Raw genomic sequence first — 21,240 nt, 5'->3', positions numbered from 1 at the left:
CGGGCCTCCTGTCGTCACTCAGGATGGATCATGATGGGGACGACGTCGGCCCTCTGCGGTTTATTGAGTCTACGTTAGGGCTTCCGGCGCAAGGCCAGTTCAGATTGATCACACTTCCAGATGCTGGGACGTGTAGTCTCGCGCGGTGGATCTCGCACGCGCTGACGTACTCGACCGGTTGGAGCGGTTCTACGACGCGGTGCCCCGCGACGGGGCCCGGACCGAGGATTACGGCGCCCTGGTGCTGTTCGTCCGCGACGGGGACGGCTGGCCGTTCTACGCCCGGCCCCGGATCGACGCCACCGAGGCGCCCACGCTCGCCGACGTGACAGCGGTCCGCGCCCGGCAGCGGGAGCTGGGCCTGCCGGAGGCGTTCGAGTGGGTGCACGAGCACCAGCCCGACCTGCTGGCGGTGGCCCGCTCGGCCGGGCTCAGCGTGCTGGAGGCGCCGCTGATGCTGCTGGAGCCGGAGCGGCTGCCCGATCCGGGGACGTTCAGCGACGTACCGGTGCGGGTGCTGGACCCCGGCGACCCCGGCTTCGCGGCGGACATCGCGCTGCGACGGGCCGTCGCGGCGGTCGGCTTCGCCAACGGCGGCACCGCGCGCGGCGACGCCGGACCGGCCGAGCGGGACGCCGCCCTCGCCCAGCTGGACGTGGCGGCGCTGGAGGAGGAGGCGACCCGGGTCGCCGACGGGCGGCGTATCTCGGTGCTCGCCGAGACGCTCGACGAGGGCGCGCTCGCCAGCGGGATGGCGATGCGGGTCGACGACGTGGCGGAGATCGCCGGGGTGGCCACGCTGCCGTCCGCCCGGCAGCGCGGACTGGGCGCGGCGGTGACCGCCACGCTCGCGCGGGAACTGCGCGCCGCCGGCACCGACCTGATCTTCCTGAGCGCCGGCAGCGAGGACATCGCCCGCGTCTACCTGCGGGTCGGATTCCGCCGGATCGGCACCGCCTGCATCGCCGAGCCCGCCGCCGTCATCTGACTACTTACCCGGCTGTCGGGCCGGGCCGGTCGCCCGGGGACCGCGCCGACTGAGGGCCGGGCCGCCGGGGAGCCGGGCCGCCCGAGGGACGTCCGCACGCGGACAGGCCGCGCGCGGACGGTCAGGACGGCGGCTGCCAGGCGGCGGCCGCCGCAGCGGCGGTGTTGCGCAGTCGCGGGCTGATCGTGCCCAGAGCCGCGTCCCGCGCGCGCAGCGCCAGCCGGCCCCGGGCCTGCAGGACCGCCGACATCCGCCGGGTCTGCCGGACCATCGTGGCCGCGCGGGGGCGGCGCAACCTGTCGTACGCGGTCACCGCATCAGGCAGCCGCGACTCCCGTAGCAGCCCGGCCAGCGTCGCGGCGTCCTCGAACGCCAGGCAGGCGCCCTGGCCGAGGTGTGGCGGCATGGCGTGCGCGGCGTCGCCCAGCAGCACCACGCCGCCCGGACCGGCCGGGAAGCCGTACGCCTTCGGTAGCGGGCGCAGCTCGCGGATCTCCTGCTGGACGACGTCCTCCGGGTCGGTCGCCTCCAGCAGCGTGCCGATCGGGGCGGGCCAGCCCGCGAACCAGCGCTTCAGCAGCGCGAGCTGGATCTCCGGCGGCTCGGGGCGGGGCGCGCCCGCGGCGGTGGCGACCCAGTAGACGCCGCCCCGACGGGACGCGCCCGCGGTGCCCCGCTCGCCTAGCGAGGCGGCCAGGAAGCGGTATCCGGCGCCGAGCGTCTCGCCGTGCACCGGCTGGTCGTCGGGCAACTGCGGGGCCCGGTACCAGGGGATGACCGCCCGCCAGGCCGCGCACCCGGAGCTGACCACGGCGGTCTCCGGGGCGAGGTGCCGCCGGATCTCGCTGTCCGTGCCGTCGGCGGCCACCACCAGGTCCGCCTCGTAGGTGTGCCGGCCGTCGCCCACCGCCGGACGCTCGCCCGACGCCGCGCGTACGGTCCGCACTGTCACCCCGGTACGCAGCTCGACCCGGTCACCCAGGCCGGCGATCAACGCGTCGTGCAGGTCCTCCCGGTGCACCACCACCGGCATCCGCTCGGCCGGCGTGGACCGGGCCTGCACCAGCCAGTGCCCGTCCGGGCGGCGCACGCCACCGTCGGGCAGCGGGGTGGCGATCGCGTCGAGCCCGTCGCCCAGACCGAGGGCGCGCAGCGCGCGTACCCCGTTGGGCCAGAGCACCACGGCGGTCGCCTCCGGGCGGACCCGGTCGGCGCGTTCCAGCAGCGTGACCTGCCAGCCCGACCGGGCCAGCACACCGGCCGCCGCCATTCCGCCGAGGCCGGCGCCGACCACCACCGCGCTGCGCATGACTCCCCCGCTCAGCTGTCCCGGTCCGCCGGGCGCCCGCCGCTGTCGGCCCGGCCGGCGTTCGTGCGCTCCGCGTCGGCCCGATCCGGGTCCGTGTCGTCGCCGTCCGCGTCCGCGCGGCCGGTGGCGTCCGCACCCTCGGTGGCGGCGGAGCCGGTGCTCGCGCGTCCGGCCTCGTCCGCGTCGTCCGTGGCGGCGTCGGCCCCGGTGGCGGCCTCCGGCCGTTCGTCGTCGACCGGGGGCAGCACACCGGTCTGCCGGTACGCGTCGAACTGTTCCTCGGTCACCACCCGGTAGCCCTCGGGCGCGGCCGGCCGTTCGGCGGCCTCCCGGGCGGAGAGGTCGACCTGGGACACGTCCCCGGCCGGGCCGGTCGCGGGGGCCGGCTCGCCCACCGGCACCAGGTATTCGCGGGGACCGCGGACCCGGATGAAGTAGGCGAGCGCGCCGAGGAAGACCAGCGCGGCGGTCCAGACGTTGAGGCGTACGCCGAGGATCAGGTTCGCCTCGTCGGTGCGCATCAGCTCGATCCAGAACCGGCCCGCCGTGTAGCCCATCACGTAGAGCGCGAACGCCCGGCCGCGGCCGAGCCGCAGGCGACGGTCGAGGAACAGCACCAGCGCGGCGACGCCGACGTTCCAGAGCGCCTCGTAGAGGAACGTCGGGTGGTAGAGCCCGGGCTGGAGCACCGGGTTGCCGGCGTCGTCGCGCAGCGCGTGACCCGGGTTGTCCGGGTCCATCACGTGCACTTCGAGGCCCCACGGCAGCGTGGTCCGCCCGCCGTACAGCTCGTTGTTGAACCAGTTGCCCAGGCGGCCGACGGCCTGCGCCAAAGGCAGCCCCGGCGCCAGCGCGTCGGCGATGACGGTGAACGGGATGCCGAGCTGCCGCGCGGCGAGCCACGCGCCGACCGCGCCGCCGGCCACCGCGCCCCAGATGCCGAGGCCGCCCTCCCAGATGTAGAGCGCCTTGATCGGCTCACCGCCGGCGCCGAAGTATTTCTCCGGCGAGGTGATCACGTGGTAGATCCGCGCGCCGATGATGCCCGCGGGCACGGCCCAGACGGCGATGTCGAGCACCGCGCCCGGCGCCACACCGCGGCGGCGCAGCCGGTACTCGGTGACCACGCAGGCCACCACGATGCCGAGGATGATGCAGAGCGCGTACGCCCGGATCGGAACCGGACCGAGCTGCCAGACGGCGGTGCTGGGGCTGGGCATGGCCGCCAGTGGGGTCATCGGGGCGAGGGTCACGGGTGCACACGGTACCGGTGCGGACTGTGTGTGCGGCACCCCGGGCCGCCTGCCGCGCGGGTCGGATGACTTCTGTTTTGCACGGTCGTAGGCTGTTTGTCCATGAGCCCGCTCACCTGGGCGGTCGCCGCTGTCGTCACCGACGGGTCCGGCCGGCTGCTGCTCTGCCGCCGGTCCGAGGGGGCCCGGCGCTGGGGCCTGCCGGGCGGGCGGCTGCGTCACGACGAGAGCCCGGCGGACGCCGTCGTCCGGGCGGTCCGTGCGGAGACCGGCTGGGCGGTGACGCCGGTCGACCTGGTCGGCCTCTACCGGGTGATCGGCCGGCAGGCGCCTCCGCCGCCGGCCGGGCGCTGCGGCGGGCGGCCGGACGTGCTGGTGCACGTGTTCCGCGCCGCGCCGGTTGATGCCGGGCCCGCGGGCGATCCGGTGGCCGGGTGCCTGCCGCGGTGGTGGCCGCCGCAGGAACTGCCCGACGTGCTGACCCCCGCCACGCGCGCGGCGATCGCGGACGCGCTCGCCGGCCGCGCCGGCGTGCTGCGGCACACGACCGCCGCCGACGCGCTCACGCCACCCGGCGACGGACAGCCGCGCTCGCGCATGATCGACACCAGTTCGGCGAAGTGGCGAGGTCCTGGCGTCTATGACCACGCCAGCTCGGCGTAATGGAGTCGATCAAGGGCATGGCGAGCCGGCGGTCAGCGAGCGGGGTTGCGGACGCCCTCGGCGAGTTCGGCGCTGAGCTTGCGCAGCGCGGTCAGGCCGGCAGCCTGGTCCGGAGCGTCCAGCACGCAGCGGACCAGCGCGCTGCCCACGATCACCGCGTCGGCGTACCCGGCGACTGTGGCGGCCTGCGCGCCGGTGCCGACGCCCAGCCCGACGCCGACCGGGATGTCGGTGACCTCGCGCAGCCGGGAGACCAGGATCGGCGCCGCCTCGGAGGTCTGCGCGCGGGCGCCGGTGACGCCCATGATCGCGGTGGCGTAGACGAAGCCGCGGCAGTGCTCGACTGTCATCCGCAGCCGCGCGTCGGTCGAGGACGGCGAGACCAGGAACGTGCGGTCCAGGCCGTGCGCGTCGGAGGCGGCCAGCCACTCGGCGGCCTCGTCCGGGATCAGGTCCGGCGTGATCAGGCCGGTGCCGCCGGCGGCGGCCATGTCGCGGGCGAACGCGTCCACGCCGTACTGCTCGATCGGGTTCCAGTAGGTCATGGTGACCACGCTCGCCCCGGTCGCCGCGACCGCCTCGACGACGCGCAGCGCGTCGGCGACGCGGACACCGCCGGCGAGCGCGATGTCGCTCGCCTTCTGGATGACCGGGCCGTCCATCACCGGGTCGGAGTACGGGATCTCCACCTCGATGACGTCCACGCCCGCCTCGACCATGGCCTTCATGGCGGCGATGCTGCCCTCGACGGTCGGGAAGCCCGCCGGCATGCAACCGACCAGCACCGCCCGCCCGTCCGCCCGCGCCTTGTCGAAGGCGACCCCGATGCGGCTCACGCTGTCACTCCTTGTCGAGGATGCCGAAGTACGCGCCGGCGGTGTGCACGTCCTTGTCGCCCCGCCCGGACAGGTTGACCACGATCACCGGCTCCCGGCCCAGCTCCTCGGCGAGCCGGGGGGCGATCGCGCGGGCACCGGCGAGCGCGTGCGCGCTCTCGATCGCCGGGATCACGCCCTCGGTGCGGCAGAGCAGCTCGAACGCGGCCATCGCGTCGGCGTCGTCGACCGGCAGGTAGGTGGCCCGGCCGGTGTCGTGCAGCCAGGCGTGCTCCGGCCCGACGCCCGGGTAGTCCAGGCCGGCCGAGATCGAGTGCGACTCGATGGTCTGGCCGTCGGCGTCCTGGAGGACGTACGTGCGGGTGCCGTGCAGCACGCCGGACGAGCCGCCGGTGATGCTGGCGGCGTGCCGGCCGGTGTCGACGCCCTCGCCGCCGGCCTCGAAGCCGTAGAGCCGGACCCCGGCGTCCGGCACGAACGCGTGGAAGATGCCCAGCGCGTTGGAGCCGCCGCCGACGCAGGCCGCCACCGCGTCCGGCAGCGCGCCGGTCAGGTCCAGGCACTGCCGGCGCGCCTCCTCGCCGATTCCGCGCACGAAGTCGCGGACCATCTCCGGGAACGGGTGCGGCCCGGCGGCGGTGCCGATCAGGTAGTGGGTGCTGTCGACGTTGGCGACCCAGTCCCGCATCGCCTCGTTCATCGCGTCCTTGAGCGTGCGCGAGCCGGTGGTCACCGGGACGACAGTGGCGCCGAGCATCCGCATCCGCGCCACGTTCAGCGCCTGCCGCTCGGTGTCCACCTGGCCCATGTAGACGACGCATTCCAGGTCGAACAGCGCGGCGGCGGTGGCGGTGGCGACGCCGTGCTGGCCGGCGCCGGTCTCCGCGATGACCCGCCGCTTGCCCATCCGCTTGGTGAGCAGCGCCTGGCCCAGCACGTTGCGGACCTTGTGCGCGCCGGTGTGGTTGAGGTCCTCCCGCTTGAGCAGGACCCGCGCGCCGATCTGCGCGGAGAACCGCCGGGCCTCGTAGAGCATCGAGGGCGTGCCGGCGTAGTCGCGCAGCAGCGCGTCGAACTCGGCGAGGAAGTCCTCGTCGCCCATCGCCTTCCGGTACGCCGCGTCCAGCTCGTCGAGCGCGGCGACGAGCGCCTCGGGGACGAACCGGCCGCCGAACCGGCCGAAGTGACCGGCGGCGTCGGGGACCTGGCCGGTTGCGGGTGCGGCGCTCATCGCGGGCGTCCTCTCGGATCGGGTGCCCGGCGGCTCAGCGCACCGGGCGGGGCGTGGCCGGGTGGTTACCGGCGTTGACCAGCTCGGCGACGGCTTCGCGCGGGCTCTTCTGGGTGACCAGGCCCTCGCCCACCAGCACGGCGTCGGCGCCGGCGGAGGCGTACCGGATCAGGTCGTGCGGACCGCGCACCCCGGACTCGGCGATCTTGACGACGCTGCTGGGCAGGCCGGGCGCGATCCGCTCGAACACGGAGCGGTCGACCTCCAGGGTACGCAGGTCGCGGGCGTTCACGCCGATGACCTGCGCGCCGGCCTCCAGGGCGCGGTCCGCCTCCTCCTCGGTGTGCACCTCGACCAGCGCGGTCATGCCGAGCGACTCGATCCGCTCCAGCAGCCCGACCAGCACGTTCTGCTCCAGCGCGGCCACGATCAGCAGCACCAGGTCGGCGCCGTGCGCGCGGGCCTCGTGCACCTGGTAGCTGGAGACCACGAAGTCCTTGCGCAGCACCGGCACGTTCACCGCGGCCCGCACCGCGGCGAGGTCGTCGAGCGACCCGCCGAACCAGCGGCCCTCGGTCAGCACGCTGATCGCCCGCGCGCCACCGGCCGCGTAGTCACCGGCCAGGTCGGCCGGGTCGGCGATCTCGGCCAGCCGCCCCTTGGACGGCGACGAGCGCTTCACCTCGGCGATCACGGCCACGCCGGGGCGGCGCAGGGCCGCGTACGCGTCGAGCGGTGGCGGCGCGGCGGCGGCCAGTTCACGGATCCGCTCCAGCGGAACCTGCTCCTGGCGCCGGGCCACGTCCTCGCGCACGCCGGCCAGGATCTCGTCGAGCACCCCTGCGGACGGCGCCGCTCCGGCGTCGTCCCCCTCCGCGTGCGCATGCTCAGCAGTCACCAACGGACTCCCCTCTCCGGGCGTCATGGGCCGATGCTAGGGGGCGCCACCTGGCGACGAGTGCCGGGGGGTATGGCGCACCTCACGACATGGGCTGTGGCATGATGGCCGACTTCCGGTGAACGCCATGTCACGCAGCGCCACCGCTGGCATCGACCGTCACCCATCCCCTATCTCACCACGATCGTTCCGGCCCCGCAGGACGGGTTCCGGCCGTGGGCTGTGACCAAGCTCAAGGACCTCCGGCCCTGCCCAGGTCGTCCCCGGTGCGACAGCGTTGACCTGTGCTTCACGGCGGCGAAACGTCCGCCCGGAAGCATCGTCGTCGGGCACACTCGACGGCGGCGGCTGCCGACCGTCGCCAACGATCTCGTATGGGGTGACCATGAGCGCCAACGGGCCGACCCAGACCATCGGCTTGACCACCATCTCCCGTACCGTCGCCTCCCTCGCCGTCGGCGTGGTGGACACGCTCGAACGCGCGGTCGCCGGCGACGGCCGGACGCGTACCGCCCGCGGCAACGCCTGGGAGGCGGTCTGCGCCGACCGGGCCCGCGCCGCCCAGCGCCGCGAGCTGGAGCGGCTGGTGGCCGAGCTGGCCGCCGCGCGGGCCGCGGCCCGGCAGCGGCGCGACGCCCGCGAGGCGCAGCCGGTCAGCTGACCGTCGGGTCCTCGCCCCGGTCCAGCGCGTCCCACGCGTCCCGGGTGCCACGCTCGACGGCCGGCCGGCCGGGCTCGTCCGCCGGGGCGGACCGCCGCTCGTACCGGGCGCCCATCGCCGGCCAGCCGTCGCCGCGCAGCGCGGTGAACGCGCCGCCGGCCGCCAGCGCCAGGCCGCCGGCCAGCACCAGCGCAGGCCACTGCCGGCTCACCCCGGCCTCGGTCAGGCCGATCCCGCCGCCGACCGTCACGGCCACGCCGACACCGGCCAGCAGCACACCCAGCAGCCGGCGCAGCCGGCCCCGGGTGGCGAGCACCGCGCCACCGCCGGCGAGTCCCACGTAGGTCAGCGCCAGCACCCAGGGCAGCAGGTCCGTGCCGGTGCGCTCGGCCCGCCCGGACGGCAGCGACCCCCGGGCGGTCACCTCCACCGCCCAGGTCCGGGTCACCGCCCAGCAGGCCAGGCCCGCGCCGGCCAGGCAGAGCAGCACCGCGTACGCGAGTTCGCGCCGGCCGCGGGCCGCCGGCGCGGTGGTGCCGGGCGCGCTCACCGGGCCGCCCGCAGCGTCTCGGCGGCCGCGATGGCGGCGAGGACGGCGGCGGCCTTGCTCCGCGTCTCCTGGTCCTCGGCGGCGGGGTCGGAATCGGCCACGATCCCGGCGCCGGCCTGCACGTAGGCGCGGCCGTCGCGGATCAGCGCGGTCCGGATCGCGATGGCCATGTCCAGGTCGCCGCCGAAGGCGAAGTAGCCGACGGTGCCGCCGTAGACGCCGCGCCGCACCGGCTCCAGCTCCTCGATGATCTCCATGGCGCGCACCTTGGGCGCGCCGCTGAGCGTCCCGGCCGGGAACGTCGCGGCCAGCGCGTCGAACGCGGTGCGGTCGTCGCGCAGCCCGCCGACGACAGTGGAGACGATGTGCATGACGTGGCTGTACCGCTCGATGGTGGCGAACTCGGGCACCTCGACGGTGCCCGGCCGGCACACCCGGCCCAGGTCGTTGCGGCCCAGGTCGACGAGCATCACGTGCTCGGCGCGTTCCTTGGGGTCGGCGAGCAGCTCGGCGGCGAGCTTCGCGTCGCCGTCCGGGGATCCGCCGCGCGGCCGGGTGCCGGCGATGGGGTGCAGCAGCGCCCGCCGCCGCCCGTCCGGCCCGGCGCTGACCTTGAGGTGCGCCTCGGGGGACGACCCGACGATGTCGAAGCCGTCGAAGCGCAGCAGGTACATGTACGGGCTGGGGTTCGTGGTGCGCAGCACCCGGTAGACGTCGAGCGGGTCGGCGTCGGTGGGGCGCTCGAAGCGCTGGCTGAGCACGATCTGGAAGCACTCGCCGGCCCGGATCGCCTCCTTGGCCGCCTCCACCGCCTCCGGGTAACCGCCCTCCGGGGTGCGGCTGACCACCTCGCCGACGCCGGGCCGGCCGACTGTCGAGACCATGGGCGGAATCGGTCGGGACAACGCTGTGGTCATCGCGTCGAGGCGGCCGACGGCGTGGTGGTACGCGGCCTCGACCCGCTCCGCCCGGTCGGGGTCGTCCAGCGGCGGCAGCACCGCGTTGGCGACCAGGATCGCGGACCCCTCGTAGTGGTCGAGGACCACCAGGTCGGTCGCGAGCATCATGCCCAGCTCGGGCACGTCCAGCTCGTCCTCGGTCAGCTCGGGCAGGCGCTCGAAGCGGCGGACCAGGTCGTACCCGAGGTAGCCGACCAGGCCACCGGTCAGCGGCGGCATGTCACCGGCCGGATCCCAGCCCGGCCCGGCGAGCGCGGCGACTGTCTCGCGCAGCACGGTGACCGGGTCGCCGCCGGTGGGCACGCCCGCGGGTGGCGTGCCGGTCCAGCTCGCCGCGCCGTCGCGCTCGGTGAGCGTGGCGCTGCTGCGGACGCCGATGAACGAGTAGCGCGACCAGGCCGTGCCGGCCGAGCCGACGCCCTGCTCGGCGGACTCCAGCAGGAACGTGCCGGGGCCGCCGGCCAGCTTGCGGTAGACCCCGACCGGCGTCTCCGCGTCGGCGAGCAGCCGCCGGGTCACCGGCACGACCCGCCAGCGGGCGGCCAGGTCGGCGAAGGTGGTCCGGTCCGGGCTGACCGTGCCGTCGGTCACGGGGTCGCCTCCGGGAAGCTGACCGGCAGTTCGGTGAAGAAGCAGGTGCGCTGCCCGGTGTGGCAGGCCGCCCCGACCTGCTCCACGCTGACCAGCAGCGCGTCGCCGTCGCAGTCGAGCGCCACCGAGCGGACGTACTGGTGGTTGCCCGAGGTGGCGCCCTTGACCCAGTACTCGCCGCGGCTGCGCGACCAGTAGGTGGCCTGGCCGGTGGTGAGCGTCCGGTGCAGCGCCTCGTCGTCCATCCAGGCGACCATCAGCACCTCGCCCGAGTCGTGGGCGCGGACCACGGCGGCGACCAGGCCGTCCGGGGTGCGGCGGAGCTTGGCCGCGACGGCCGGGTCGAGCCGGGACGGACGGGCCGGTCCGGGAGCGGGGGCGCCGGTCAGCGGCGCGTCAGGGGCGGGCACGGTTGACCATTCTCCCGCACGCGGCCCGGGCACCGCCGACGTGTCCCGGGAGGCGGGCGTCACCGTCCCCAGCGCCCGGCCCAACCGGCCGAGGTAGCGGTCCACCCGGCCGTCGACCAGCGCCTCGGCCAGGTCCGCCCCGTGGGTGGCGGCGATCTCGTCCGCGTACGGGCGGATCAGCGGCAGGATGCCGGTGACCAGCCGTCCGGCGGCGGCGCCGACCTCGGCCGGGTCACCGGCGCGCAGCCCGAGGCAGAGCAGCATGTCGTGGCGGTAGCCGGGCGGGGCGACCGGCAGGTCCAGCGCGGCGGCCAGGGCGGCCCGCCGGGACACCACGCGCACGCTCGGGTTGGCCGGCCGCAGCACCGAGGGGCAGAGCCGGGCCAGGTCGGCCGCGGCGAGCCGGACCCCGACCGCGTCGTCGGCCACACGGGCCGCGGCGACCTTGCCCAGCGTCGCGATCAGCTCCTCCAGGCGCGGCTCGTCGGCGGGCTGGCAGAGCACCGGCAGGTCGATCCGGCGGCGCCATTCCGGTACGGCCCACAGCAGCCGGGCGGGCGCGGTGACCGGGAGGCCGAACGCCCAGTCGGCGGGCTGGCCCAGCCGGCGCACCCACGAGCGGACGTCACGGGCGGCCACCGACACGTGCACGAGGCGACCGGCGAACTCGGTCAGGTACGCCCGCCGGGCCGCGTACGGCGTGCCGCGGCGGGACGCTGCCTGCCGGGCGCCCGTGCCGGCGGTCCGTCCGTCGTCGGCGACCACGAGCACGTCCACGTCCACGTCGCTGTGCTCGGTGGCGGCCCGCCGGGCATGGCTGCCGCGCAGCATGATCCCGACGACCGGCCGGTCGGCGGCCTGCCGCAGGCGGGCGGCCCAGTCGTCGAGGAACGCGGTGTCGGGCAACTGCGCTGGACCCACGGCGTCATGGTGCCGAAATCCGATCTTCACCGCAATGACCGTTGCCGGACCCACTGTCCGCCACTGGGGCGTTCAGCCTGATTCCTCCTCGGCCCGGCGGTACGCGTCGATCTTGTGTTCGAGGACCTTCAGGTCCTCCTCCAGCTCGGCCATCCGGGCCAGCACGCGGGCCCGGTGCGCCTCGAACAGCGCCCGCCGCGCGCCGAGCGTGCTGTCCCCGTGCCGGGCCAGTTCGGCGCAGCGGCGCATGTCGCGAACCGGCATCCCGGTGCGCCGCAGCCGGGTGAGCAGGAACAGCCAGTTGACGTCGGACTCGGTGTAGCGCCGGCGGCCCGACGAGTCCCGCCCGACGCGGCCCACCAGCCCCTCCTGCTCGTACCAGCGCAGCGTGTAGGTGGTCAGGCCGACCCGTTCCGCCGCCTCACCCACCGTGAGGCTCATCTCCCGCGTGCTGATGTCCACGCCCTCCAGGCTTCCAGTTCGAGCGCACTCGAAGTCAAGTCCCTCATTGCCAGGCGCACGCAATTCACCTATCGTTGAGTTCAACGGGTGATGAATTGATGGAGGCGAGCATGGACGACGCGGTGTCGGTCCGCGAGCTGGTGGTCGACCGGGGCGGGCGGCGGGTGCTGCACGGCATCAGCTGCGAGGTGCCCCGGGGCACGGTGACCGGGCTGCTCGGGCCCAGCGGCAGCGGCAAGACCACGCTGATGCGCGCGGTGGTCGGCGTGCAGACGGTCGGCTCCGGCACCGTCGACGTGCTCGGCCGCCCGGCCGGCTCGGCCGACCTGCGCCGCCGGGTGGGCTACCTGACCCAGGCCCCGAGCGTCTACGCCGACCTGACGGTGCGGGAGAACGCCCGCTACTTCGCGGTGCTCCAGGGCCGGGGCCGCGCCGAGGCCGACCGCGCGGTGGCCGACGTAGGCCTCGCCGAGGCGGCCGACCAGCTCGTCGGCACGCTCTCCGGCGGCCAGCGCAGCCGCGCCTCGCTCGCCTGCGCGCTCGTCGGCGAACCCGAGCTGGTGATCCTCGACGAACCGACAGTCGGCCAGGACCCGGTGCTGCGGGCCGACCTGTGGGCCCGGTTCCATGCCATGGCCGCGAACGGCACCACGCTGCTGGTCTCCAGCCACGTGATGGACGAGGCCGCCCGCTGCGACCGGCTGCTGCTGATCCGCGAGGGACGGCTGGTCGCCGACGACACCCCGGCCGCGGTCCGCGCCGCCACCGGGACCGACGACCTGGAGGAGGCGTTCCTGCGCCTGATCCGCGACGCCGAGGGAGAGGCGCGATGAACGGACGGATCCTGGCCGCCACCACCGGGCGCATCCTGCGCCAGCTCCGGCACGACCGGCGGACCGTGGCGCTGCTCGTGGTGGTGCCGTCGGTGCTGCTCACGCTCGTCTACTTCATGTACGTCGACCAGCCCGCCCCGCCCGGCGGGCCCAGTACGTTCGACCGGGTGGCCCTGATCATGCTGGGCTTCTTCCCGTTCATCATCATGTTCCTGGTGACCAGCATCGCCATGCTCCGCGAGCGCACCACGGGCACGCTGGAGCGGCTGCTCACCACGCCGCTGGGCAAGCTCGACCTGCTGTTCGGCTACGGCATCGCGTTCGGCCTGGCCGGGGTGCTCCAGTCCACAGTCGCCTCGGTCGTCGCGTACCGGGTGTTCGGGCTGGAGACCGCGGGCAGCGCGTGGCTGGTCGTGCTGATCGCCGGGGTGAACGCGGTGCTCGCGGTGGCGCTCGGGCTGTTCTGCTCGGCGTTCGCCCGCACCGAGTTCCAGGCGGTCCAGTTCATGCCGGTGGTGGTGGCGCCGCAACTGCTGCTGTGCGGCCTGTTCGTGCCGCGCGGCGAGATGGCCGGCTGGCTCCAGGCGGTCAGCGACGTGCTGCCGCTGTCGTACGCGGTCGAGGCGTTGCAGGAGGTCGGCGCGCACGCCGAACCGACCGGGACGATGTGGCGGGACCTGGCGATCGTGGCCGGGGCGGCGGTGGCGGCGCTGGTGCTGGCCGCCGCGACGCTGCGCCGGCGCAGCGGGTGAACGCGCGGCGCACCGGGCGGCGGCCCGGCAGCCCGGACACCCGCGAGGCCATCCTCGCCGCGGCGCGGGAGGCGTTCGCCGAACGCGGCTTCGACGCCGCGTCGATCCGGGCCATCGCCGCCGCGGCCGGCGTGGACCCGGCGCTCGTGCACCACTACTTCGGCGGCAAGGAGGAGCTGTTCCGGGCCGCGACGGCGTTCCCGGCCGACCCGGGACGGCTGCTGCCGGCGGTGCTCGCCGGCGGCCCGGACGCGCTCGGCGAGCGGATGGTCCGGGTGTTCCTGGAGGTCTGGGACTCCCCCACCGGCACGGCGGCGGTGGCGCTGCTGCGGTCGGCGGTGAGCAACGACTGGACCGCGCGCCTGCTGCGCGAGTTCCTGGTCACGCAGGTGCTGCGCCGGGTGCTCGACCAGCTCGACGTCGACCCGGCGCAGCGCGCGCTGCGCGGCGGGCTGGTCGCCACGCAGCTCGCCGGGCTGGCCATGATGCGGTACGTGCTCCGCCTCGACGCGGTCGCCACGGCCGAGCCGGCGACGCTGGTGGCAGCCATCGGCCCGACGGTCCAGCGGTACCTCACCGGCGACATCACCTGAGCCGGCCCGGCCGACGGCTCCGACGGCCGGGACCGCGCTGCTCGGGCAGCCGGGCCGGCGCTGCTCAGGCGGCGGCCCGGGGGCAGAGCATCGGGTGCAGCAGGCGGGACAGCTCCGCCACGTCGGCGACGGGCCGGGGGAAGGCAAGCCGGGCCCGCCGGGTCGCGCCGGGCCGCCCGTGTGCGACCAGCAGCCCGTACCTGTCGATCCGGACCACCTGCGGCGTCTGGTCGCCGGGCAGGTCCAGCCGCCGCCGCAGGTAGTCGCCGACCTGCTCGGCGTGGTGGTCGGCCAGGTCGGCGAGGAGGTCGGCCTCGACCGGGTGCAGCGGGTCCGGCTCGGCCTCCGCGTACGCCTCCGGGTCGACCCGGCGCACGCGCCCGGCGCGTTCCCAGCGGGCCTCGGCCACCTCGAAGCGGTGCAGGTGGAAGCGGCTGCCCACGTCGAGCAGGTCGCCGACAGGGTCGGTGGCGGCGAAGTCGACTGCCGCGTCGCGCGCCTCGTCCCCGTCCAGCCGCTCGGCCCAGCCGGACACCCAGGCCCGGCCGAGCGAGGGCGCCCCGGCCGCCGGCGGCAGGTCGAGCACGTCGAGCACGGTGGCCACGTCGGTGTCGCCCGCCGGCGGCACGAGCGCCGCGGCGAGGTCACTGACCACGGGTACGAGCAGCAGCACCCGCCCGTCGGGGTCGACGGCATGCCGGACCTGGTGCGGGCCGGGGTGCCGGGCCAGGTGGACGAGGGCGGGCAACCGGCCCGCGACAAGGGTCCGCACGATCTCCGCCGGGCTGGGCCGCATGATCCCGACCTCCTCAACATAGGTTAGGCTTACCTAAGAAGCAGGCTAGACGATCGGAGACGTCGACGTGAACCACCCCCGGCCCAAGGCCCGGCTCTCCCGCGCCCTCGGTATCCCGCTGACCCGCAAGTGCGTGCGGTACTTCGAGCGGCGCCCCTATCCCCCGGGTGTGCACGGCCGGTCCCGCCGCACCACCTCCGACTACCAGGTGCGGCTGCTGGAGAAGCAGCGGCTGCGCCACCAGTACAACGTCAGCGAGGCCCAGCTGCGCCGCCTGTTCGACGAGGCCGCCCGGGGCGCCGGCAAGACCGGCGAGACGCTCGTCGCGCTGCTGGAGCGACGCCTCGACGCGGTGGTGCTGCGGGCCGGGCTGGCGCGCAGCATCTACCAGGCCCGCCAGCTCGTCGCGCACGGCCACATCACAGTCGACGGGCGCAAGGTCGACCGGCCGTCGTACCGGCTGCGGCCCGGCCAGGTGGTCGGCGTACGCGAGCGCAGCCGCGCGCTGCCGCCGTTCCAGCTCGCCGCCGCCGGCGCGCACGCCGACGCGCAGCCCCGGCCGTACCTGTCGGCGCAGCCGGCCGAGCTGCGCGCCACGCTGGTGCGCGAACCGGCCCGGCACGAGGTGCCGGTGGTGTGCGACGAGCAGCTGGTGGTGGAGTTCTACTCCCGCTGACCGCCGCTCCCGAGCAGACCCGCCAAGGTCAGCGGGTCTGCTCCAGCCAGGACGCGTACAGCAGGGCGTACACCGAGTCGGCGTCGCGGACCAGTTCCTCGTGCGGGCCGCGCTGCACGATCCGGCCCCGGTCCACCACGATCACCTCGTCCGCCGCCTGCGCGGTGGACAGCCGGTGCGCGATGGCGAGCGTGGTCCGGCCCCGGGTCACCGCGTCGAGCGTCCGTTGCAGGCGGACCTCGGTGGCCGGGTCGACAGCGCTCGTCGCCTCGTCCAGCACCAGCAGGTCCGGGTCCGCGACGTACGCCCGGGCCAGCGCCACGAGCTGCCGCTCGCCGACGCTCAACGCCTCCCCGCGCTCACCGACCGGTGTGTCCAGCCCGGACGGCAGGCCGTCCAGCCAGTCGGAGAGGCCCAGCTCGGCGAAGGCGGCGGTGAGTCGCTCGTCGGTCAGGTCGGGGCGGGCGAAGCGGACGTTCTCCCCGACCGTGGCGTCGAACAGGAAGCCGTCCTGCGGCACCATCACCACCCGGGAGCGCAGCGAGTCGAAGCGCACCTGCCGCAGGTCGACCCCGGAGAGCAGGACCTGCCCCTCGGTGGGGTCCATCAGCCGGGTGAGCAGCTTGGCGAAGGTGGTCTTGCCGCTTCCGGTCTCGCCCACCACCGCCACCCGGCTCTTGGCCGGGATGTCCAGCGTCACGTCGTGCAGCACCGGGGGCCCGCCCGGATAGGCGAACGTGACACCGGCGAAGCGGGCGTCCAGCGGCCCGGGTGGCAGCTCCCGCCCCTGCTCGCCCGGGTCGGCGACGTCCGGGGAGACGTCCAGCACGTCCAGCACCCGGCGCCAGCCGGCGATCGCGTTCTGCGCCTCGTTGAGCACCTCGGTGGCGATCTGCACCGGCTGGATGAACAGCGTGACCAGGAACAGGAACGCGGTGAGCTGGCCGACCGTCAGCGTGCCGTCGACGCCCAGGCTGACCCCGACCACCACCACGCCCGCCAGCGCCAGGCCGGCGGCCAGCTCCCCCACCGAGCTGCCCATGATGCTGATCCGGATCGCCCGCTGCTGGGCCACCCGCTGCCCGTCGATGGCCGTGTCCAGCCGCCGCGCGGTGCGCCCGGCGATGCCGTACGCCCGGATCACCGGCGCGCCCACCACGCTCTCGCCGATCGCGCCGAGCAGCGTGCCGGTGCGCTGCCGCACCAGCCCGTACGCACCGGCGAGGCGGCGCTGCAACTGCCGGATCACCAGCACCGCGGGCGCGAACGCGACGAGCACCACGAGCGTCAGCTGCCAGGAGTACGCGAGCATCACGGCGGTGGTCACCAGCAACTGGCCCAGGTTGACGATGAGGATCACGCCGCCCCACTGGAGGAACTGGGTGATCTGGTCGACGTCGCTGGTGACCCGGGAGACGAGCGACCCGCGCCGCTCGGACTGCTGGTGCAGCATGGACAGGTCGTGCACGTGCCGGAACGCCCGGGTGCGCACCCCGGCCAGCGCGGTCTCGCTCACCGTGAACAACCGGCGCATCATCAGGTACCCGCAGGCGGTGGTGACCACCAGCACGCCGGCGGTGATCGCCACGGTCAGCGAGATGACGTTCAGGTCGAGGCCGCCGACGATGCCGTGGTCGATGCCGCGCTGCACCGCCACCGGCACGGCCACCCGGCCGACCATGTAGACCAGCGCCAGCGCCAGCGTGCCGGCGAGGCCGGTGCGCAGCTCCGGGGAGAGCGCCAGCCCGCGCCGCAGCGTCCGCCAGGTCGACTCGGTGGCCTCGGTGGTCTCGCCCGTGGTCGTACTCACCGGGCCCGCCGTTCGTTCGCGACTGCGGGGCTCCGCTCCGCTGCACTCCTCGCGCTCACCGGTCCACCTCCAGGCCCGAGGTCAACGGCGTGACCTCGTCGTACGTCCGATTCTGCTCGCGTTCCTGCTCGGCCTGCTCGTACGCGGTGACGAGGTCGGCGTAGCCGGGCACGGTGGACAGCAGCTCGGTGTGGGTGCCGCGGGCGACCACCCGGCCCTGCTCCACGTAGATCACCTCGTCGGCGAGCGCGATGGTGGCCCGGCGGTACGCCACCACCAGGATCGACGCCGGGGCGCCGCCGTCCGCGGGCGCGCGCAGCCCGGCCAGGATGGCCGCCTCGACCCGCGGGTCGACAGCGCTCGTGGCGTCGTCGAGCACCAGCAGCCGGGGTCGCCCGGCGAGCGCCCGGGCCAGCGTCAGCCGCTGGCGCTGACCGCCGGACAGCGACGTGCCCCGCTCGCCGACCATGGTGTCCAGCCCGTCCGGCAGCGCGGCCACGAAGCCGTCCGCCTCGGCCAGCCGCAGCGCCGCCCAGACCTCGTCGTCGCCGATGCCGGCCCGGTCGAGAGCGATGTTGGCCCGGACCGTGTCGTCGAAGACGAACGGCACCTGCGCCACGAGCGCCGCCGTGGCCGCCAGCGAGGCGGCGGTCAGCTCCCGCACGTCCACGCCGTCCAGCGTGATCCGGCCGGCGCCCGGGTCCACCAGGCGCACGGCGAGCGACGCGATCGTCGACTTGCCCGCGCCGGTGGGGCCGACCAGGGCGACCGTCTTCCCGGCCGGGACTGTGAACGTCACCTCGCCGAGCACCTGTGCGCCGGGCAGGTGCGCCTCGGCCGGCTCGTACGCGAAGTGCACGTCGTCGAAGGCGAGCGTGGCCGGCTCGCGGGTGGCCGGGTCGAGCGTCGTCGTGCCGTACGGCATCTCGCCGGTCGCGTCGAGCACCCGGCGGACCCGGTCCCACCCGGCGACGCTGCGCGGCAGCTCGGCCAGCACCCAGCCGATGGCGCGTACCGGGAAGGCCAGCACGGTGAACAGGAACGCGACGCTGACCAGCTCGGTCACGGTGATCGCGCCCTCCCGCAGCCGCAGCGCGCCGACCACCAGCACGGCGAGCGTGCCGAGGCTGGGCAGCGTCTCCAGCATCGGGTCGAACACGCCACGCAGCCGGCCGACCGAGATCAGCGCGTCGCGCAGCTCACCGGCGCGGGAGGCGAAGCGGGCCGTCTCCTGGGCCTCGCGGCCCATCGTCTTGACCACGAGCGCGCCGTCGAAGCTCTCGTGCGCGATGCCGCTGACCTCGGCCCGCAGCCGCTGCGCCCGGGCCTGCCGGGGCGCCATCCGGCGGGAGTAGACCACGTTGAGCGCGAACAGCGCCGGGAACACGGCGAGGCCGACCAGGGCCAGCGCCCAGTCGGTGAAGAACAGTGAGGCCACCGCGCCGACGAGCATCACCAGCGTGCCGACCGCGAACGGCAGCGGCGCGATCGGGTACCAGGCCGCCTCCACGTCGGAGTTGGCGTTCGACAGCAGCGTGCCGGTGGAGTTGCGGTGGTGCCAGGCCAGCGGCAGTTCCAGGTAGCGGCGGGTGACCCGGCGGCGGTAGGCGGCCTGGAGCCGGTACTGCATGTAACCGGCGCCGAGCCGGCGGCCGAAGATGCCGACGACACGCAGCACGCTGATGCCGAACAGCGCCGTCGCGGCGAGCGCCAGCGCCCCGCGGGCCACCTCGCCGCGCTCCACGGCCGGCACGACGACGTCGCCGACCACCCCGCCGACCACGTACGCGCTGGCGATCACCAGGAGGCCGAACAGCACGCTGCCGCTGACCGCGACCGCGAAGATCCGTGGCTGTTCCCGGATGGCCCGGCCGAGCACCCGTAGCCCTCTGCCGAGCACGTCCCGACTTGTCCCGCTCGCCACGCTCTCCCCCGCCGTAAGCCGCAGTTTTCTCCCCCATCCTTACCGCTCGCCGCCCGTCCCGCCGACCCGGCCGGGATATGTCCGCCGTCACGTTCCCGCCGGAGCTGGGCCGACGGCGACCGGAGGCGGTCCGGCGGCGTGGTCGCGCCGGGCGTGGCGCGCCGATCGGCCGGGACCGGCCTACGATCGGGCCATGCCGCGGTACGCCCGAGCGGAGCGCGAGGCGCTCGCCGACCTGATGCTGGAAGTGGGACCGGACGCACCGACTGTGAACGAGGGGTGGACCACTCGTGACCTGGCGGCGCACCTGCTGGTGCGGGAGCGCCGGCCGGACGCGGCGGGCGGGATCCTGCTGCCGCCGCTGCGCGGCTACGGCGAGTCGGTCCGTCGGCGGATCGCCGCCGGGCCGTACGCCGACCTGATCGCCCGGGTACGCCGTCCCCCGGTGTGGAGCCCGGTGAGCAACCCGCTCACCGACGAGCTGGCGAACGGGATGGAGTTCTTCATCCACCACGAGGACGTGCGGCGCGCCCGTCCGGGCTGGCATCCGCGCAACCTGCCGGCCGGGCAGCAGGCGGTGCTGTGGAAGCGGGTCGCGCTGCTGGCCCGGATGGCGCTGCGGCGGTTCCCGGCCGAGGTGCTGGTGCAGGCGCCGGGCTACGGCGAGCTGCGGGCCGGCGGCGGCGGCGAACGGCTGCGGCTGGTCGGTGCGCCGGGCGAGCTGGTCCTGTTCCTCACCGGACGGCAGCGGGTGGCCCGGGTCCAGGTGGACGGTCCGGCCGACCGCGCCGAGCGCCTGCGCACCGCCGAGCTGGGACTCTGACCGAGGGTGTGTAGCCGATCGCTCGCTGACTGTGGAAAGTGGACGGACCGGCTTCGATAACGGTTACGTCCTCCCGTACGCTCCTGCGCACCGGCCCGACCCCGCGGGGCGGCGGACAGGGGACGACGATGCGCGACTTCGCCCTCTCGGCACTGCACGAGCCACCCTTTCCCTCCCGGCGCCACCCCGCCGTCGACCAGACGGCCGCGGAGAGCGCGGCCTGGGTACGCGACTTCGGCCTGGTGGAGGACCAGGCCGGGCGCCGGCGGCTGGCCGGGGCGCACGCCGCGGAGCTGGCCGCTCGCGCCTGCCCCGAGGCGTCGCCGTCCGGATTGCGCCTGCTCACCGACCTGGTCAACTGGCTGTTCGTGGTGGACGACGCCTGCGACGACGACGGGCTCGGCGCGACGCCCACGCTGCTGGCGCCCACGCTGGCCGCGCTGCTGGCGGTGCTCGACCGGCACGGCGACCCGGAGGCGCCCGCACCGGCCGACGGCGGGCCGATCGCCCTGGCGCTGCACGACCTGTGCCGGCGGGCCCGCGACCGGGGCCGGCCGGCCCACCTGCTGCGCCTGATCAGCCAGTTGCGGGAGTACCTGCTGGCGCTGCTCTGGGAGGCCGCCAACCGGGAACGCCGGCGGGTGCCGGGGGTGGCCGAGTACACGCAGATGCGCCGCCACACCGGCGGGGTGCGCCCCAGTTTCACTGTGACCGACCTGGCCCGCCCGTCCGCGCCCCGCGCCGACCAGCGGGTCGCGCCGGCGCTCACCGTGCTGGACGCCCTCGCCACCGACCTGATCTGCTGGTGCAACGACCTGTTCTCCTACGGCAAGGAGCGGGGCGCCACCCCGGAGGCGCACAACCTGGTCACCACGATCGCGGGCGAGACCGGGCAGGACGAGTCGGCGGCGCTGTACGCGGCGGCCGACCGGTTCAACAAGACCCTCGCCACGTACGCGGAGCGGGACGCGGCGCTGAGCGCCGTGGCCGATAAGGGGATGCGGGCGTTCCTGGACACCCGCCGGGACTGGATCCGGGCCACCTACGACTGGTCCCGCGCGGCCAGCCGGTACGCCTGACCGGTTCCAGCAGGCGGGACCGCTGACGACTCGGCCGATCGGGGCTAGCCGCTGGCCGGGTGCACGCAATACCCTTCGGTAACCGCAGACCGGCGTGACCCCCGTCACGTCCCTCCACCCCTGAAGGCGGCTACAGCGATGGCTCTCGATGTACCGTACCGTTCCGTACCGGACATGTTCCTCAAGCGTGTGGCGGACTCCCCCGACCGGCACGCCTTCGCC

General features: G+C 75.1%; 21 protein-coding genes and 1 pseudogene. 9 read left to right on the top strand and 13 right to left on the bottom strand.

What is annotated here, in order from left to right:
- The first annotated feature begins 145 nt into the window (after positions 1 to 145).
- On the top strand, positions 146 to 988 hold the full coding sequence (locus ABD52_RS15045; protein WP_047892220.1) for a GNAT family N-acetyltransferase: 843 nt from the start codon (positions 146 to 148) through the stop codon (positions 986 to 988).
- A 121-nt stretch (positions 989 to 1,109) separates the two neighbouring features.
- Here ABD52_RS15045 and ABD52_RS15040 read toward each other — a convergent pair whose 3' ends face one another.
- Both ABD52_RS15040 and lgt read right to left on the bottom strand, forming a co-directional pair.
- Positions 1,110 to 2,297, bottom strand: a complete 1,188-nt coding sequence (locus ABD52_RS15040) for an NAD(P)/FAD-dependent oxidoreductase (RefSeq protein WP_013287548.1) — start codon at positions 2,295 to 2,297, stop codon at positions 1,110 to 1,112.
- A gap of 11 nt (positions 2,298 to 2,308) precedes the next feature.
- A complete protein-coding gene (lgt, locus tag ABD52_RS15035; RefSeq protein WP_047892219.1) occupies positions 2,309 to 3,550 on the bottom strand; it encodes a prolipoprotein diacylglyceryl transferase in 1,242 nt (413 codons plus the stop codon).
- A gap of 102 nt (positions 3,551 to 3,652) precedes the next feature.
- Here lgt and ABD52_RS15030 point away from each other — a divergent pair, with 102 nt between their 5' ends.
- Positions 3,653 to 4,213: an NUDIX hydrolase gene (locus ABD52_RS15030; RefSeq protein WP_235437471.1), complete on the top strand. Its 561-nt coding sequence runs from the start codon at positions 3,653 to 3,655 to the stop codon at positions 4,211 to 4,213.
- A 32-nt stretch (positions 4,214 to 4,245) separates the two neighbouring features.
- On the opposite strand, the gene trpA is transcribed toward ABD52_RS15030, so the two are convergent.
- Genes trpA through trpC form a run of 3 tightly spaced genes read right to left on the bottom strand, consistent with a single transcriptional unit; the run spans position 4,246 to position 7,118 of the window.
- The gene (gene trpA / locus ABD52_RS15025) at positions 4,246 to 5,049 is read right to left on the bottom strand and encodes a tryptophan synthase subunit alpha (protein ID WP_013287551.1); all 804 of its coding nucleotides are present in this window, start codon (positions 5,047 to 5,049) and stop codon (positions 4,246 to 4,248) included.
- A gap of 4 nt (positions 5,050 to 5,053) precedes the next feature.
- Positions 5,054 to 6,280 carry a tryptophan synthase subunit beta gene (gene trpB, locus ABD52_RS15020; RefSeq protein ID WP_013475819.1) on the bottom strand — a complete coding sequence of 409 codons (1,227 nt, stop codon included), beginning with the start codon at positions 6,278 to 6,280 and terminating at the stop codon, positions 5,054 to 5,056.
- 34 nt (positions 6,281 to 6,314) lie between these two features.
- On the bottom strand, positions 6,315 to 7,118 hold the full coding sequence (trpC, locus tag ABD52_RS15015; protein WP_030271968.1) for an indole-3-glycerol phosphate synthase TrpC: 804 nt from the start codon (positions 7,116 to 7,118) through the stop codon (positions 6,315 to 6,317).
- Positions 7,119 to 7,563: 445 nt separating this feature from the next.
- On the opposite strand from trpC, the gene ABD52_RS15010 reads away from it, so the two are divergent.
- Complete coding sequence (locus ABD52_RS15010) at positions 7,564 to 7,839, top strand: hypothetical protein (RefSeq protein WP_013287554.1); 276 nt, start codon at positions 7,564 to 7,566, stop codon at positions 7,837 to 7,839.
- Here the strand turns inward: ABD52_RS15010 and ABD52_RS15005 are convergent.
- From ABD52_RS15005 to ABD52_RS14990, 5 genes and pseudogenes are all read right to left on the bottom strand, one after another.
- Positions 7,832 to 8,389: a Trp biosynthesis-associated membrane protein gene (locus tag ABD52_RS15005; protein ID WP_013287555.1), complete on the bottom strand. Its 558-nt coding sequence runs from the start codon at positions 8,387 to 8,389 to the stop codon at positions 7,832 to 7,834. The genes ABD52_RS15010 and ABD52_RS15005 overlap by 8 nt on opposite strands.
- Complete coding sequence (locus ABD52_RS15000) at positions 8,386 to 9,939, bottom strand: anthranilate synthase component I (RefSeq protein WP_047892218.1); 1,554 nt, start codon at positions 9,937 to 9,939, stop codon at positions 8,386 to 8,388. The genes ABD52_RS15005 and ABD52_RS15000 overlap by 4 nt, the downstream gene beginning before the upstream one ends.
- Positions 9,936 to 10,349, bottom strand: coding sequence for a phosphoribosyl-AMP cyclohydrolase (hisI, locus tag ABD52_RS40815; RefSeq protein WP_047892227.1), 414 nt, complete (start codon positions 10,347 to 10,349; stop codon positions 9,936 to 9,938). The genes ABD52_RS15000 and hisI overlap by 4 nt, the downstream gene beginning before the upstream one ends.
- 180 nt (positions 10,350 to 10,529) lie before the next feature.
- Positions 10,530 to 11,180, bottom strand: a pseudogene (locus ABD52_RS40810) (phosphoribosyl-AMP cyclohydrolase); the annotation flags it as partial.
- Positions 11,181 to 11,342: 162 nt separating this feature from the next.
- Positions 11,343 to 11,732, bottom strand: a complete 390-nt coding sequence (locus tag ABD52_RS14990) for a MerR family transcriptional regulator (protein ID WP_053065389.1) — start codon at positions 11,730 to 11,732, stop codon at positions 11,343 to 11,345.
- Between the two features lie 110 nt (positions 11,733 to 11,842).
- Between ABD52_RS14990 and ABD52_RS14985 the strand changes: the two genes are divergently transcribed.
- The 3 genes from ABD52_RS14985 to ABD52_RS14975 are packed head-to-tail and all read left to right on the top strand — an operon-like array spanning position 11,843 to position 13,910.
- Positions 11,843 to 12,565, top strand: a complete 723-nt coding sequence (locus ABD52_RS14985) for an ABC transporter ATP-binding protein (protein ID WP_013287559.1) — start codon at positions 11,843 to 11,845, stop codon at positions 12,563 to 12,565.
- Complete coding sequence (locus ABD52_RS14980) at positions 12,562 to 13,317, top strand: ABC transporter permease (RefSeq protein WP_013287560.1); 756 nt, start codon at positions 12,562 to 12,564, stop codon at positions 13,315 to 13,317. The genes ABD52_RS14985 and ABD52_RS14980 overlap by 4 nt, the downstream gene beginning before the upstream one ends.
- Positions 13,314 to 13,910: a TetR family transcriptional regulator gene (locus ABD52_RS14975; RefSeq protein WP_047892217.1), complete on the top strand. Its 597-nt coding sequence runs from the start codon at positions 13,314 to 13,316 to the stop codon at positions 13,908 to 13,910. Before ABD52_RS14980 ends, ABD52_RS14975 begins: the two co-directional genes overlap by 4 nt.
- Positions 13,911 to 13,974: 64 nt before the next feature.
- On the opposite strand, the gene ABD52_RS14970 is transcribed toward ABD52_RS14975, so the two are convergent.
- A complete protein-coding gene (locus ABD52_RS14970; RefSeq protein WP_030271961.1) occupies positions 13,975 to 14,706 on the bottom strand; it encodes a DUF2470 domain-containing protein in 732 nt (243 codons plus the stop codon).
- Positions 14,707 to 14,773: 67 nt separating this feature from the next.
- Between ABD52_RS14970 and rpsD the strand changes: the two genes are divergently transcribed.
- A complete protein-coding gene (rpsD, locus tag ABD52_RS14965; RefSeq protein ID WP_047892216.1) occupies positions 14,774 to 15,382 on the top strand; it encodes a 30S ribosomal protein S4 in 609 nt (202 codons plus the stop codon).
- 28 nt (positions 15,383 to 15,410) lie between these two features.
- Here rpsD and ABD52_RS14960 read toward each other — a convergent pair whose 3' ends face one another.
- On the bottom strand, positions 15,411 to 17,192 hold the full coding sequence (locus tag ABD52_RS14960) for an ABC transporter ATP-binding protein (RefSeq protein WP_047892215.1): 1,782 nt from the start codon (positions 17,190 to 17,192) through the stop codon (positions 15,411 to 15,413).
- Between the two features lie 55 nt (positions 17,193 to 17,247).
- On the bottom strand, positions 17,248 to 19,116 hold the full coding sequence (locus tag ABD52_RS14955) for an ABC transporter ATP-binding protein (protein WP_225319626.1): 1,869 nt from the start codon (positions 19,114 to 19,116) through the stop codon (positions 17,248 to 17,250).
- A 193-nt stretch (positions 19,117 to 19,309) separates the two neighbouring features.
- Between ABD52_RS14955 and ABD52_RS14950 the strand changes: the two genes are divergently transcribed.
- Positions 19,310 to 19,939: a TIGR03085 family metal-binding protein gene (locus ABD52_RS14950; protein ID WP_047892214.1), complete on the top strand. Its 630-nt coding sequence runs from the start codon at positions 19,310 to 19,312 to the stop codon at positions 19,937 to 19,939.
- A 128-nt stretch (positions 19,940 to 20,067) separates the two neighbouring features.
- Positions 20,068 to 21,018 (top strand): terpene synthase, encoded by a 951-nt coding sequence (locus ABD52_RS14945; protein WP_047892213.1) that lies wholly within the window; start codon positions 20,068 to 20,070, stop codon positions 21,016 to 21,018.
- Positions 21,019 to 21,240 lie beyond the last annotated feature (222 nt).

The sequence above is a fragment of the Micromonospora sp. RV43 genome (genome assembly GCF_001029515.1).
GTDB lineage: Bacteria > Actinomycetota > Actinomycetes > Mycobacteriales > Micromonosporaceae > Micromonospora > Micromonospora aurantiaca.
The sequence above is the reverse complement of the archived record's forward strand: the minus strand, read 5'-3'. Positions and strand labels throughout refer to the sequence as shown.

Excerpts from the sequence above, each read along its gene's own strand:
- ABD52_RS14950 (WP_047892214.1), top strand. The coding sequence starts at position 19,310 with ATGCCGCGGTACGCCCGAGCGGAGCGCGAGGCGCTCGCCGACCTGATG.
- ABD52_RS15010 (WP_013287554.1), top strand. The coding sequence starts at position 7,564 with ATGAGCGCCAACGGGCCGACCCAGACCATCGGCTTGACCACCATCTCC.
- ABD52_RS14985 (WP_013287559.1), top strand. The coding sequence starts at position 11,843 with ATGGACGACGCGGTGTCGGTCCGCGAGCTGGTGGTCGACCGGGGCGGG.
- ABD52_RS14945 (WP_047892213.1), top strand. The coding sequence starts at position 20,068 with ATGCGCGACTTCGCCCTCTCGGCACTGCACGAGCCACCCTTTCCCTCC.
- ABD52_RS14970 (WP_030271961.1), bottom strand. The coding sequence starts at position 14,706 with ATGCGGCCCAGCCCGGCGGAGATCGTGCGGACCCTTGTCGCGGGCCGG.
- ABD52_RS15040 (WP_013287548.1), bottom strand. The coding sequence starts at position 2,297 with ATGCGCAGCGCGGTGGTGGTCGGCGCCGGCCTCGGCGGAATGGCGGCG.
- trpB (WP_013475819.1), bottom strand. The coding sequence starts at position 6,280 with ATGAGCGCCGCACCCGCAACCGGCCAGGTCCCCGACGCCGCCGGTCAC.
- ABD52_RS15030 (WP_235437471.1), top strand. The coding sequence starts at position 3,653 with ATGAGCCCGCTCACCTGGGCGGTCGCCGCTGTCGTCACCGACGGGTCC.
- ABD52_RS14980 (WP_013287560.1), top strand. The coding sequence starts at position 12,562 with ATGAACGGACGGATCCTGGCCGCCACCACCGGGCGCATCCTGCGCCAG.